Here is a 13,369-nt window from a genome sequence, read left to right as displayed (position 1 = left end):
ATCTACCGTGGCATTTCGGGCGAGCAGTTCCACGGCAGTAGCGCCTCGTAGTCCTTTACTGACGAGGCATGCGGCAGCCGCTCTAGTACGTGGCGTAGCCACGTATAAGGCTCTTGGCCGTTGACCTTGGCGGTCTCGACCAGGCTGTAGATCTTCGCGCTAGCACTGGCGCCATTGACGGTATCGCTGAACAACCAGGCCTTGCGCCCGATGACAAACGGCTTGATCGCTCTTTCGGCCGTGTTGTTGTCGATGGGCAAATAACCCGCTTCGACATAACGCTCCAGTCGGCTCCAGTTATTCGCCAGATAATGCACCGCCTTGCCTAATGCACTTTGCGGCGTCACCTGGGATTGGGTTTTATCCAACCAGACTTTCAGCTGCCCCAAGATCGGCAGGCTCTTTTCCTGGCGAACGATAAACCGCTGTTCATCATCGGCTTCCTTAAGTTCACGCTCGATCCCGTACAGCTTGTTGATCATCGTCAGCGCGATATCGGCCCGTCCGGTTTTACCCTTGGGCTGCACTTTTTGCGCGTCCACGAACTTGCGTCGTGCATGGGCCATGCACGCCAAGCGCTCCACACCCGATTGCAACGCCAACGCGTTATAGCCGGCGTAGTCGTCGGTCATGACATAACCGCGATAACTTTCCAGCAGCCGCAGTGGCTCTTCCTGCGCACGACTGGACGTGTAGTCAAACAACACGACTTTACGATCTGGCGGGCCGCTGGCTTGCACCCACATCCAGGATTGGCTGGTCGGATCTCGATCCGGCTCTTTCAACACCTGGACACGGGTTTCATCGCAGTGGATGACCGGACTTTCCAGCAGCCGGTCACGCATCAAATTCAGGAGTGGCTGAAAGTGTTCGCTGCACTGGATCACCCAGCGAGCCAGAGTTTGCCGAGGGATCTCGACACCGTGGCGAGCGAGGACTTTTTCGAAGCGGTGCAGCGGCAGACCATCGACGTACTTGGTGGTCAGCAGCATCGCCAACACACTCGGACTGGCCATGCTCTTTTCGATCAGTTGCGTAGGTTTGTCAGCCGTGACCGGGGCTGCTTCGCAGCCCCGGCAGCCGTAGACTTTGCGGATATGTTTGATCACGCGGATCTGCATCGGCACGATCTCTAGCTGTTCGCTGGTTTCTTCGCCGATGGCGTGTTTGCGGCAACCGCAGCCGCAAGTCAGTTCGTGTTCGGGTAGTTCGTGGATGACCTCGATCCGAGGCAGATCGGCTGATAGTGGTTTACGTTTACCTCGGCGTTTAGTCGGGGCAACGACTTCTTCGTCAGAGGTGTCGGAGACCGGAACCGCAAAGCTTTCGGGTTCATTAAAGAGCACGAGCTGCGGCGTCTGCGGATCGACGGTTTGCTCTAACTTACGCCCGAAAAAACGTTCACGCCATAGTTTGATCTGCTCTTTCAGGTCAACAATCTGGTCTTTGTCCACCTGACGCTCACTGAGCATCTGCACAAGCATTTGCTTGAGCAGAACCGGATCATCAGGGAGGTCGTCGGGCATGGAAATCATGGCCCGGATTATATCCAACTATGCGACAAATCGCGGCGTCAAAACCTGATGTGGCCGGTTGCGCCACAGATCAAAACCGTCGAGTAACCAGTTCAGTTCCTGAGCCGTCAGGACAATGGCTTCATTCGTGTCGTCAGGGGAGGTTTTGAACCGTTCGGCTTCCAGACGTTTGAGCCACAGACAGAAACCGTTGCGCTCCCAATACAACACTTTGATGCGGTTACGGGCTTTGTTGAGGAAGACAAAAAGTACCGGATCGAACACGGCGACTTTGATATCCAGCTCGACCAGCGCGGTCAGACCGTCTATGGATTTTCGAAAGTCTACGGGCTTGGGGTAGAGGTAGACTTTTTCCACTTTTGCATCGGGTCGCATCATGAGGTACTGGCTCCTGAAAGAGTTGAGGAGCACAGCTTCGAGCATCAGATTTCGACTTGGAATGTGGGCTTTATGGGGCGCTTACGCTGGAAAGGCCTGCTGGCCTATCAGACCTGCGGCATCAGCGATGGGGACACCGGCTTTCACGCCTATGGCGGCACCTGCCTGATGGCGGTGCTCGACAGCGGCCAGCGTCAGGTGGTGGCTGATAGCGTGGGTTTCTTCCAGGACTTCGCCACCCTGAGGGCGATTCTGTACTCGATCCGCTTCGACCCGGCGCCGACAACGCCACAGCGCTAGCCCTGTGACTCGGCCCGATACAGGGTTTGCAGGTGGGACAGGCGCAAGCCGTAGTGCTCCAGGTTGCGCCGGCTTTGCGAGTTCACCAGGGCGGTGGCCGCCACACTCTGGGCGCCGAGGGCGACGGCCTGCTGCAAGCGATGGGCGATCAGGGCCCGGTGATAGCCCTGGCCCCGGGCGGCCTTGGTGGTAAAGGCGGTGCCCAGGTAGGCCACGCCATTGTCGGCGACGAATAGCGCCGCACCGGCCACCGCAACGCCCTGGTCCCGCAGCAGGTACAGATGCCCACGTCCGTCGTTGAGCAAGCCGCCGAAGGCTGCCTGGTTGACTGGCCGGGCGGCCGCAGGGGTATTGAAGCTTTCGCCATGCAGCGCGCAGAAGTCTTCCAGGGTAGAGGCCGTCACCGGTTCGATATCCAGCGCCGAAGAGGGCGCAACACACTTGTCCAGCGAGGCGAACAACTGCCCGTAGGTCCAGCCCTTGAGACGCTGCAACGACTGCCCTTCAAGCTCCAGAGCGCTCGCCACCTTGGCTGACTCGGCGATCAAGGCGATCGCCGGGGCGCCGTTGGGCTGCCGCCAGATCGTCGAACACCTTATCCAGGTACGGACGCTAAATGAAGTAGTGTTCATAAAATTCCCCCCTATCCCATCCGCTGAGCACAGCACACTGCCCCCCCCCAGTGAACGTGCTAATCCACCGAATTAAACGAAAAGAGCTACAAGATACGCATATAGGTCGTTACTATCACGCAGTTTTAGGAAAATGCTCAAAGGCTAGCGTATTGCTCAAAGAACCAGCAGATTTTTGGGGGTGTATCCTGACCAAAGACCTTGGGAGCCTCAATGTCCGACAACAGAAATTTCAAAACTAAATCACCACCAGAGAACCAGATAATTTTTATAGACAGTTATGACTTCAAAGCACCAAATAGAGCCTTAATAAAAAAATTACTTCACCATCGACATTTAACAACCAAAACATTAAAACGCCATATTTATTGTGAGACACCTCTTTGAAAATCTCAGACATTAAAAAACTTTACTTAAGAAACAAGAATGTGGCAAGCAATTACTTCCACATGACAAGCTTGCAAATTATCAATTCATTTTTTTATCTTTTAATTTACCCTTTTGTTATAAATCAAGTCGGAGCAGAAAGCTTCGGCCTTTTCATTTTCGCCTCAAGTATTGCAGCATACTTTGCGGTCTTCATAAACTTTGGCTTTGACATACACACAGCAAAACTTATATCAACAGAACCAAACAACAAACAACTACACTCTTCACTACTATCCTTAATTACCGCATCCAAGATATTTTTAGCACTTATTTCCACCCTGCTATTTTGTATAATAGTTTTTTGCTTACCCAGTTTAAACTCCAACTGGAAAATATTTTCCCTGTGTTTCGCCAACATTATGTCATGTGTATTCCTACCTACATGGTACTTTCACGGAATACAAAAAATGAAGGCACTTACAATAACACAACTTTTCTTCAAGGCCCTATCACTACCTGCTATTTATCTTTTTGTAAAAGACAAAACAGACATTGAGTGGTACGCTTTTTTTGTAATCTCCTCAAACATACTTTCATCTGTTACTGCCTTTTTTCTAGCAAGCCGTCTTATTCGCATAAAACTCACCCCACCCTCTATTTCAGATATAAAACTCATCTTACATGAGGTACAACCTTTCTTTTGGTCTGGAGCAGTAAGTACATTCAAACAGAGAAGCATTGAGATCATCATAGGCTCTATGTTTGGCATGCGAGAAGTCGCCATTTATGACTTAGCCAACAAAATATTCTCAGTTCCAAGCTTGGTTGTTTCTAATATAAACTCCGCAATTTTCCCTGCACTAGTTAAAAACATCAATCACAACACAATAAAGATGATAATAAAAGCCGAGACCTTTGTCGGTTTACTATGCATTATATCTATTGCCTTGTTTGGTGACTTGATTGTTGACTTAGTTTCCACACACAACATGAGAGACTCCTACTACCTTTCAATCCTACTAAGCCTTAACGTAATCACTTACCCAATAGTTAGCAGCTATATTTACTTTATTTTCGTCCCACACAAAAAATATGATTTCGTCCTAAAAAACCAAGTCATCTCATTATTTTCATTCTTTCTATTATGCATCATCTACCTACTATTAAGCTGGAGTATTTTCTCTGTTGTTTTTGCCTTGGTGAGCTCAGCAGCCTTAGAAATACTTTACTGCATTTACTTAACAAGAAAAATAAATAACCATTAGTATTTTTTGAAACTCTCTTTAAAATCGAGAGACACCACAAACCACTTAAAAAACCGCCATCCCATTCAAATGAATACAAATACACAACCTATCTGACAGGAAAGCATATGAATATTATTTTTCTGGGTGGAATTTTCAGCAAAGGCAACAAATCAGACATTCTTCTTAATTCGAAAGGAGGAATGCAGTTCGCTGCTGACACGCTACAAAAAAACTATATCGAAGGACTATCTAAAAACAAAGAAGTAGACTCAATATCAGTTATAAACCTACCCTTTATAGGAGCTTACCCCAAAAGATATAAAAACATCTTCTTCCTACCAGCCAACAAGACCGAATACCTAGGCCGAGTCACAATTAAAAACACGCCATTCTTAAACCTCATATTTCTGAAAAATCTCCACAGACTTTTTCTGTCTGCCAAGTTAATACTTTCAGAAACAAAGGAACTCAACAACAGCAAAACAATATTACTCTGCTACTCTATGCACCTACCTTTTTTACTTGGCTGCTACTTTGTAAAACTATTTAAAAAAGACATGCACTTATGCATAATAGCTCCAGACCTCCCAGAATACATGGCAGCTAGAAAAGGAGTAAGCAAATTTGTATTCAGCTTGCTTTCTCGTATATCATACATAACAGCTTCAAAATTCGACAGCGTCGTAGTTATTACAAAACATATGACCAACAAATTCCCCAACAAACTAAACAAGGTATTAATAGAAGGAATTGCAGACCCTCAGTACATCTCTACCGCAGACATAACAGAGCGAAAGAAGTACTTTTTATATAGCGGCACTCTTGATCAGCGTTACGGAATAAGACAACTGATTAATTCTTATATAGCATCCGACCTCAAAGACTACAAACTTTACATTTGCGGTGACGGCGACGATAGAGACTATATTGAAAATGCCATTTCCAACGGAGCAAACATAAAGTATCTGGGGCAACTTGATCGAGAAAAAGTATTAACCCTCCAAAAAAACGCGACACTTTTAATCAACCCTAGAGATAATGAGTCAGAGTATACAAAATATTCCTTCCCCTCTAAAATAATTGAATATATGTCCTCTGGCGTACCTGTACTAATGTATTGGCTTGACGGGATCCCGGATGAATACCACCAATATTGTTACCTTATACCACCAGGCCCCGACGGATTAAAAAACAAACTAATAGAGCTTTCTCTGCTTTCAGAAAAAGAACTTTTTAAGACAGGAATATCTGCAAAAAAATTCATCATTGAAAATAAACTACCAAAATTGCAAGTTGAAAAACTACTAAAATCCATTAGCGAGACAAAAAATGTTTAAAGACAAGAAGTTACTTATCACTGGTGGCACTGGATCTTTTGGCAACGCAGTTCTTAAGCGCTTTTTGAATACCGATATTTCTGAAATCCGTATATTCAGTCGCGATGAGAAGAAACAAGATGATATGCGTAAGTACTATTCGAACACCAAGCTAAAATTTTATCTTGGAGATGTGCGAGATTATCAAAGTGTAATTAACGCTACTCGTGGCGTAGATTATATCTTTCATGCAGCCGCCTTAAAACAGGTTCCATCTTGCGAGTTCCACCCTATGGAAGCAGTCAAGACAAATGTTTTAGGGACAGAGAACGTACTTGAAGCAGCAATACAGAATGAAATCAAACGCGTAGTTTGCTTGAGTACAGACAAGGCAGTATACCCCATCAACGCTATGGGTATTTCCAAAGCAATGATGGAAAAGGTCATGGTTGCTAAGTCTCGCAACCTAGATGATCTTAAAACCGTAATCTGCGGCACGCGCTACGGGAATGTAATGGCATCGAGAGGTTCCGTCATACCACTTTTTATCGATCAGATAAATACTGGTAAAGCCCTAACTTTGACAGACCCTAATATGACGCGCTTCATGATGACACTTGCTGACGCAGTGGATCTAGTTCTTTACGCCTTCAAAAATGGCAATAACGGGGACTTGTTTGTACAAAAAGCTCCCGCCGCTACAGTAGAAATTTTAGCTCGAGCCCTCACTGAGTTAATGGGGAAGCCGGAGCACCCTATCCAAGTTATAGGAACCAGGCATGGAGAAAAACTGTACGAAGCGTTACTTAGTAGAGAAGAAATGGCTTGTGCCGAAGATATGGGTGATTACTTCCGTATACCCCCTGACTTGCGTGATCTCAATTATGCAAAATATGTCGAACAAGGTGAAACAAAAATCTCACGAACTGAAGACTATAACTCGCACAATACCGAACGTTTAGATATTATGGGAATGCAAAGACTGTTGCAGAAGCTAGATTTCATGCGCGCGATGCTGCGCGGTGAAAATGTCACGCCCGAGGAATAATGGGATGAAAGTTCTAATTACAGGGGCTAACGGTTTTATTGGCCAGAATCTTGTGGTGCATCTGCTTGAACGTAAAGATATCGAAGTTCTGCAGTTCACAAAAAATGACCCACCAGAGAACTTGGATAAGCTCATCGGTGAGGCGGACTTTATTTTTCATCTGGCCGGTGTAAATCGGCCAGTGGACTCTTCAGAGTTTTTCACCGGAAACTTTGAGCTTACCGAATCACTCTGCAAAGCAGTTGAAAACAGCAAGAAAGTGATTCCGGTACTGTATGCTTCTTCAACACAAGCCGAGCTGGATAACCCCTACGGGCATAGCAAGTTATCTGCCGAGCAGGCTCTACTTGAGCTTTTCAATAAAAATCGTTCACCTGTTTATATATTTCGCCTGCCCAATGTCTTTGGAAAGTGGGCAAGACCCAACTACAACTCCGTAGTAGCTACTTTTTGCCACAACATTGCCAGAAACCTGGACATTCAAATAAACGATCCTGAAGCTCGGATCAATCTAGTTTATATTGACGATGTAATACGTTGTTTTGTTTCCATCATGGACGGAAATTCAAGCATTTCTCCCTTCCCGGAAGTGAAACCTCTTTATTCACTCACGATAGGAGAACTGGCTCAGCAGCTGGTTAAATTCCGTGAAAGTAGGCAGACACTAATCACGGAGCCTGTCGGCACAGGTCTGATACGAGCCCTCTACTCTACATACCTGAGTTATCTGCCTCCTGAAGAGTTCACCTACGCGGTTCCAGTATATGGCGACTCGCGTGGTGTATTTGTAGAAATGTTGAAAACTCCAGACAGCGGTCAATTTTCATTTTTTACTGCAGGTCCAGGGATTACCCGTGGTGGGCATTATCACCATAGTAAAACTGAAAAATTCCTGGTCATTAAAGGCAACGCCTGCTTCCGCTTCAGGCATGTCGTCTCAAATGAGTTCTATGAAGTGCTTACTACCGGCGAGCACCCGAAGATAGTCGAAACCGTACCGGGCTGGACACACGACATAACTAATATTGGCGACGACGACATGATAGTAATGCTATGGGCCAATGAAATTTTCGACCGTGCTCACCCAGATACATATGCGAAGCTGGTAAATACGCAAGAGAACACCAATGAATAAATTAAAGGTTTTAACTGTAGTTGGCACCCGTCCTGAAATTATTCGCTTGTCACGAGTAATCGCAAAACTTGACGAATATTGCGAACATACCTTGGTTCATACAGGCCAGAACTATGACTATGAGCTGAATGAGATTTTTTTCCAAGATCTCGGAATCCGCAAACCTGATATTTTCCTCAACGCTGCCGGAGCCAGTGGAGCAGAAACTATTGGCAACGTTATTATTGCAGTAGATCGTGTTCTATCCGAACAGAAACCAGAAGCACTTCTAGTATTAGGTGACACTAATAGCTGCATGGCAGTTATACCAGCCAAGCGACGTAAAATACCGACATTCCATATGGAAGCCGGTAACCGATGCTTTGATATGCGTGTCCCAGAGGAGATCAATCGCCGTATTGTGGACCATACTGCCGACATCAATCTCACTTACAGCGATATCGCACGAGACTACCTGTTACGCGAAGGTCTGCCTGCGGACATGATAATTAAAACCGGCAGTCCAATGTTCGAAGTTTTAAACCATTATCGCGAAGGCATTGAAAAATCCGATGTTTTGACCCGCCTTGGCTTGGAGCCAGGAAAGTTCTTTGTCGTAAGTGCCCATCGTGAAGAGAACATTGATTCAGATGTAAACTTCTCGAAACTGGTTTCAAGTTTAAACGCCATAGCATCAGATTATGATCTTCCAGTTATTGTTTCAACTCATCCCCGTACGCAGAAGCGTATAGATGCGATGGGGGTAACTTTCCATCAAAATATCAAGCTCCTCAAACCACTTGGTTTCAAAGACTACAACAAATTGCAACTCACTGCCAAAGTAGTGTTGTCCGACAGCGGAACTATCAATGAAGAGTCTTCCATTCTTAACTTTCCCGCGCTGAACATTCGGGAGGCTCATGAACGTCCCGAGGGAATGGAAGAGGCGACTGCAATGATGGTTGGACTAGAACTTGATCGCATTATGCAAGGTATACAAATTCTAGAAGCCCAATTATCCGGTAATGAACGCAGCTTACGCCTGGTATCTGACTACAGCATGCCCAACGTAGCAGAGAAAGTAGTTAGAGTTATCCACAGCTATCGTGATTACGTAATGCGTACTGTGTGGAAGAAATACTGAGCGGACGCTAAACGCATGGATAAACCATTAAAAATCCTGGTTGTCAGTCAATACTTCTGGCCAGAAAATATGCGTATCAACAATATGGTTGAGGGTTTTATTGCAAAGGGCCATGAAGTAACTATTCTAACTGGACAGCCAAACTACCCCGAAGGCCAGGCATTTCCAGAATATCGGAAAAACCCAGATTTCTATTCCAGTTATTTTGGAGCTGAGATATATAGAGTTCCAATGCTTGCACGTGGCCGACGAAGTATAACCTTGGCGCTTAATTACCTTTCTTTCTTCTCCAGTGCATCAACCATAGGTGCTTACAAACTTCGCGAAAAGCACTTTGATGCAATTTTTGTCTACGCAGTATCTCCAATCATGGCCGCTATACCGGCGCTGGTTATAGGTCGCCTCAAAAAGTCTCCTGTTTTTCTTTGGGTCCTTGACCTGTGGCCGGAAACTCTTGGTGCGGTTGGAATTATAAAAAACCGAAAAATCATTGGCCTCGTTGGAAAGTTGGTCTCGTGGATCTATAACCGCACAGACTACTTACTCTTACAGTCAAAATCCTTTGAGGAAAACATAAAAAACTACTGCACCAAGTATATAGCTCCAGAAAGAGTCGTTTACTTTCCCAGCTGGGCCGAAGATGACTTTTCTGCTGATGTAGCGACCCCTTCGGATATCCTCGAGCGTGACGACTCGACTTTCACTATAGTATTCGCTGGCAATCTAGGCGATGCGCAAGATTTTCCAACGATATTACGAGCAGTAGAGACACTGAAGTCTGAGTTTCCCTTACGGTGGATCATCGTTGGAGACGGGCGCGCCAGTAATTGGTTGCATGAACAAGTTGCTGCGCGTGGGTTGGACAATGTTTTTCTCTTGGGACGTCATCCCCTGGAGAAAATGCCTCCGCTATTCGCAGCAGCAGATGCTTTATTAGTGTCCCTGAAAACCAATGAGGTTTTTGAAAAAACCATTCCAGGCAAAGTGCAAGCCTATCTAGCCTCTGGAAAGCCAATTCTAGCGATGATTGAAGGTGAAGCGGCACGAGTAATTAAAGATGCCGGGGCAGGCATGACCTGCAACTCTGGTGACTCCGATGGATTGGCAAGTATTGTGCGCTCCATGGCAGCGCTATCTCCAGCTCAACATCAAACGATGGGCGCCTCAGGTAAAAGTTTCTACTTTGAAAACTTCTCAAAAGATAAATTGTTCGATCGCCTTGAGAAGTTATTCCGTCATGCGCGCCTGAGAAGCAAGGATGGAAAGTAATTCGTAGCGTCTTAAATGACGCTACAAACCACATTTATTTCAAAGTGAGGTAGATATTTAATAAAGATTGCCGCTGGCGCAATCGAACTTCTGGAGATACCCCTACTACGTGCAACCGTCGATCCAGCACGACTCAACGTAAAACGGTTGGCGTTTCACTGTATGCGATCCATAAACCCCACCTACCCAGTGGTGGAGCAACGGTCTATCGTGGCATCTGCGGCGAGCAGTTCCACGGCAGTAGCGCCTCGTAGTCCTTTACTGACGAGGCATGCGGCAGCCGCTCTAGTACATGGCGCAGCCACGTATAGGGCTCTTGGCCGTTGACCTTGGCGGCCTCGACCAGGCTGTAGATCTTCGCGCTGGCACTGGCGCCATTGACGGTATCGCTGAACAACCAGGCCTTGCGCCCGATGATAAACGGCTTGATCGCTCTTTCGGCCGCGTTGTTGTGTAAGCGCTCCACAAACCACACATTCAAAGCACTCAACTGATGCCCGATGCTGCGCTCCCGATTTCTTTTTTGGAGCCAGTACCTCATGATGCGACCCGATGCAAAAGTGGAAAAAGTCTACCTCTACCCCAAGCCCGTAGACTTTCGAAAATCCATAGACGGTCTGACCGCGCTGGTCGAGCTGGATATCAAAGTCGCCGTGTTCGATCCGGTACTTTTTGTCTTCCTCAACAAAGCCCGTAACCGCATCAAAGTGTTGTATTGGGAGCGCAACGGTTTCTGTCTGTGGCTCAAACGTCTGGAAGCCGAACGGTTCAAAACCTCCCCTGACGACACGAATGAAGCCATTGTCCTGACGGCTCAGGAACTGAACTGGTTACTCGACGGTTTTGATCTGTGGCGCAACCGGCCACATCAGGTTTTGACGCCGCGATTTGTCGCATAGTTGGATATAATCCGGGCCATGATTTCCATGCCCGACGACCTCCCTGATGATCCGGTTCTGCTCAAGCAAATGCTTGTGCAGATGCTCAGTGAGCGTCAGGTGGACAAAGACCAGATTGTTGACCTGAAAGAGCAGATCAAACTATGGCGTGAACGTTTTTTCGGGCGTAAGTTAGAGCAAACCGTCGATCCGCAGACGCCGCAGCTCGTGCTCTTTAATGAACCCGAAAGCTTTGCGGTTCCGGTCTCCGACACCTCTGACGAAGAAGTCGTTGCCCCGACTAAACGCCGAGGTAAACGTAAACCACTATCAGCCGATCTGCCTCGGATCGAGGTCATCCACGAACTACCCGAACACGAACTGACTTGCGGCTGCGGTTGCCGCAAACACGCCATCGGCGAAGAAACCAGCGAACAGCTAGAGATCGTGCCGATGCAGATCCGCGTGATCAAACATATCCGCAAAGTCTACGGCTGCCGGGGCTGCGAAGCAGCCCCGGTCACGGCTGACAAACCTACGCAACTGATCGAAAAGAGCATGGCCAGTCCGAGTGTGTTGGCGATGCTGCTGACCACCAAGTACGTCGATGGTCTGCCGCTGCACCGCTTCGAAAAAGTCCTCGCTCGCCACGGTGTCGAGATCCCTCGGCAAACTCTGGCTCGCTGGGTGATCCAGTGCAGCGAACACTTTCAGCCACTCCTGAATTTGATGCGTGACCGGCTGCTGGAAAGTCCGGTCATCCACTGCGATGAAACCCGTGTCCAGGTGTTGAAAGAGCCGGATCGAGATCCGACCAGCCAATCCTGGATGTGGGTGCAAGCCAGCGGCCCGCCAGATCGTAAAGTCGTGTTGTTTGACTACACGTCCAGTCGTGCGCAGGAAGAGCCACTGCGGCTGCTGGAAAGTTATCGCGGTTATGTCATGACCGACGACTACGCCGGCTATAACGCGTTGGCGTTGCAATCGGGTGTGGAGCGCTTGGCGTGCATGGCCCATGCACGACGCAAGTTCGTGGACGCGCAAAAAGTGCAGCCCAAGGGTAAAACCGGACGGGCCGATATCGCGCTGACGATGATCAACAAGCTGTACGGGATCGAGCGTGAACTTAAGGAAGCCGATGATGAACAGCGGTTTATCGTTCGCCAGGAAAAGAGCCTGCCGATCTTGGGGCAGCTGAAAGTCTGGTTGGATAAAACCCAATCCCAGGTGACGCCGCAAAGTGCATTAGGCAAGGCGGTGCATTATCTGGCGAATAACTGGAGCCGACTGGAGCGTTATGTCGAAGCGGGTTATTTGCCCATCGACAACAACACGGCCGAAAGAGCGATCAAGCCGTTTGTCATCGGGCGCAAGGCCTGGTTGTTCAGCGATACCGTCAATGGCGCCAGTGCTAGCGCGAAGATCTACAGCCTGGTCGAGACCGCCAAGGTCAACGGCCAAGAGCCTTATACGTGGCTACGCCACGTACTAGAGCGGCTGCCGCATGCCTCGTCAGTAAAGGACTACGAGGCGCTACTGCCGTGGAACTGCTCGCCGCAGATGCCACGGTAGATCGTTGCTCAACCACTGGGTAGGTGGGGTTTATGGATCGCATACAAACCAGCCCCTCAAGCATCATCCTGAAATGCCGGTGCCGTAGCACATCATCTCCCCTGCCTCCTTCTCATCTAAGTAAGCGCTCCATCAACCCCACATTCAAAGTGCCAAGCTGATCCCTAATGCTGTGCTCCCGATCTCTTTCTGGAGCCAGCCCCACCATGATGCGACCCGACGCCAAAGTCGAAAAAGTCTATCTCTACCCCAAGCCTGTCGACTTCCGAAAATCCATCGACGGTCTGGCCGCGCTGGTCGAGTTGGATATAAAAGTGGCGGTATTCGACCCAGTGCTTTTCGTCTTCCTCAACAAGTCCCGCAACCGGGTGAAGATTTTGTATTGGGAGCGCAACGGCTTTTGCCTTTGGCTCAAGCGCCTCGAATCCGAGCGTTTTAAAACATCGCCCGATGTAACCGACGAGGCCATTGTGTTGAGCGTCCAGGAACTGAACTGGCTGCTCGACGGTTTCGACCTCTGGCGCAACCGCCCTCATCAAGTTTTGACCCCGCGCTACGTGGCGTGAC

At 48.1% G+C, this 13,369-nt stretch carries 13 protein-coding genes and 1 pseudogene; 10 read left to right on the top strand and 4 right to left on the bottom strand.

Annotation, left to right across the window (positions count from 1 at the left end; all coding sequences use genetic code 11):
• Window positions 1–2 precede the first annotated feature (2 nt).
• Window positions 3–1,535, bottom strand: coding sequence for an IS66 family transposase (locus PLD_RS06380; RefSeq protein ID WP_159890936.1), 1,533 nt, complete (start codon window positions 1,533–1,535; stop codon window positions 3–5).
• 18 nt (window positions 1,536–1,553) lie between these two features.
• Entirely contained in the window at window positions 1,554–1,913 is a 360-nt protein-coding gene (gene tnpB, locus PLD_RS06375; protein WP_256674567.1) for an IS66 family insertion sequence element accessory protein TnpB, read from the bottom strand.
• 72 nt (window positions 1,914–1,985) lie between these two features.
• On the opposite strand from tnpB (PLD_RS06375), the gene PLD_RS06370 reads away from it, so the two are divergent.
• Window positions 1,986–2,213, top strand: coding sequence for a hypothetical protein (locus PLD_RS06370; RefSeq protein WP_256674570.1), 228 nt, complete (start codon window positions 1,986–1,988; stop codon window positions 2,211–2,213).
• On the opposite strand, the gene PLD_RS06365 is transcribed toward PLD_RS06370, so the two are convergent.
• Window positions 2,210–2,845 (bottom strand): GNAT family N-acetyltransferase, encoded by a 636-nt coding sequence (locus PLD_RS06365; RefSeq protein ID WP_256674569.1) that lies wholly within the window; start codon window positions 2,843–2,845, stop codon window positions 2,210–2,212. The genes PLD_RS06370 and PLD_RS06365 overlap by 4 nt on opposite strands.
• Before the next feature lie 428 nt (window positions 2,846–3,273).
• On the opposite strand from PLD_RS06365, the gene PLD_RS06360 reads away from it, so the two are divergent.
• The 6 genes from PLD_RS06360 (at window position 3,274) to PLD_RS06335 (ending at window position 10,352) form a co-directional block, all read left to right on the top strand.
• Complete coding sequence (locus tag PLD_RS06360) at window positions 3,274–4,479, top strand: oligosaccharide flippase family protein (protein ID WP_256674568.1); 1,206 nt, start codon at window positions 3,274–3,276, stop codon at window positions 4,477–4,479.
• A 107-nt stretch (window positions 4,480–4,586) separates the two neighbouring features.
• Entirely contained in the window at window positions 4,587–5,798 is a 1,212-nt protein-coding gene (locus tag PLD_RS06355; RefSeq protein WP_159890932.1) for a glycosyltransferase, read from the top strand.
• Window positions 5,791–6,825, top strand: coding sequence for a polysaccharide biosynthesis protein (locus PLD_RS06350; protein WP_159890930.1), 1,035 nt, complete (start codon window positions 5,791–5,793; stop codon window positions 6,823–6,825). Before PLD_RS06355 ends, PLD_RS06350 begins: the two co-directional genes overlap by 8 nt.
• A gap of 4 nt (window positions 6,826–6,829) precedes the next feature.
• Window positions 6,830–7,960: a capsular polysaccharide biosynthesis protein CapF gene (locus PLD_RS06345; RefSeq protein ID WP_159890928.1), complete on the top strand. Its 1,131-nt coding sequence runs from the start codon at window positions 6,830–6,832 to the stop codon at window positions 7,958–7,960.
• Complete coding sequence (wecB, locus tag PLD_RS06340) at window positions 7,953–9,083, top strand: non-hydrolyzing UDP-N-acetylglucosamine 2-epimerase (protein WP_110596375.1); 1,131 nt, start codon at window positions 7,953–7,955, stop codon at window positions 9,081–9,083. The genes PLD_RS06345 and wecB overlap by 8 nt, the downstream gene beginning before the upstream one ends.
• Before the next feature lie 15 nt (window positions 9,084–9,098).
• Window positions 9,099–10,352 (top strand): glycosyltransferase family 4 protein, encoded by a 1,254-nt coding sequence (locus tag PLD_RS06335; protein WP_159890926.1) that lies wholly within the window; start codon window positions 9,099–9,101, stop codon window positions 10,350–10,352.
• 205 nt (window positions 10,353–10,557) lie between these two features.
• Here PLD_RS06335 and PLD_RS06330 read toward each other — a convergent pair.
• A pseudogene (locus PLD_RS06330) lies at window positions 10,558–10,809 on the bottom strand (transposase domain-containing protein); the annotation flags it as partial.
• Between the two features lie 82 nt (window positions 10,810–10,891).
• Between PLD_RS06330 and tnpB (PLD_RS06325) the strand changes: the two are divergent.
• From tnpB (PLD_RS06325) to tnpB (PLD_RS06315), 3 genes are all read left to right on the top strand, one after another.
• Window positions 10,892–11,251, top strand: coding sequence for an IS66 family insertion sequence element accessory protein TnpB (gene tnpB / locus PLD_RS06325; protein ID WP_256674567.1), 360 nt, complete (start codon window positions 10,892–10,894; stop codon window positions 11,249–11,251).
• Between the two features lie 18 nt (window positions 11,252–11,269).
• Complete coding sequence (locus tag PLD_RS06320) at window positions 11,270–12,802, top strand: IS66 family transposase (protein WP_159890924.1); 1,533 nt, start codon at window positions 11,270–11,272, stop codon at window positions 12,800–12,802.
• A gap of 206 nt (window positions 12,803–13,008) precedes the next feature.
• Window positions 13,009–13,368, top strand: a complete 360-nt coding sequence (gene tnpB / locus PLD_RS06315; RefSeq protein WP_256674566.1) for an IS66 family insertion sequence element accessory protein TnpB — start codon at window positions 13,009–13,011, stop codon at window positions 13,366–13,368.
• The last annotated feature ends 1 nt before the right edge of the window (window position 13,369 follow it).

Origin of the sequence: Pseudomonas sp. LD120 (genome assembly GCF_009861525.1) — a bacterium.
Lineage (GTDB): Bacteria > Pseudomonadota > Gammaproteobacteria > Pseudomonadales > Pseudomonadaceae > Aquipseudomonas.
This window is presented reverse-complemented; position numbering and strand designations above follow the sequence as displayed.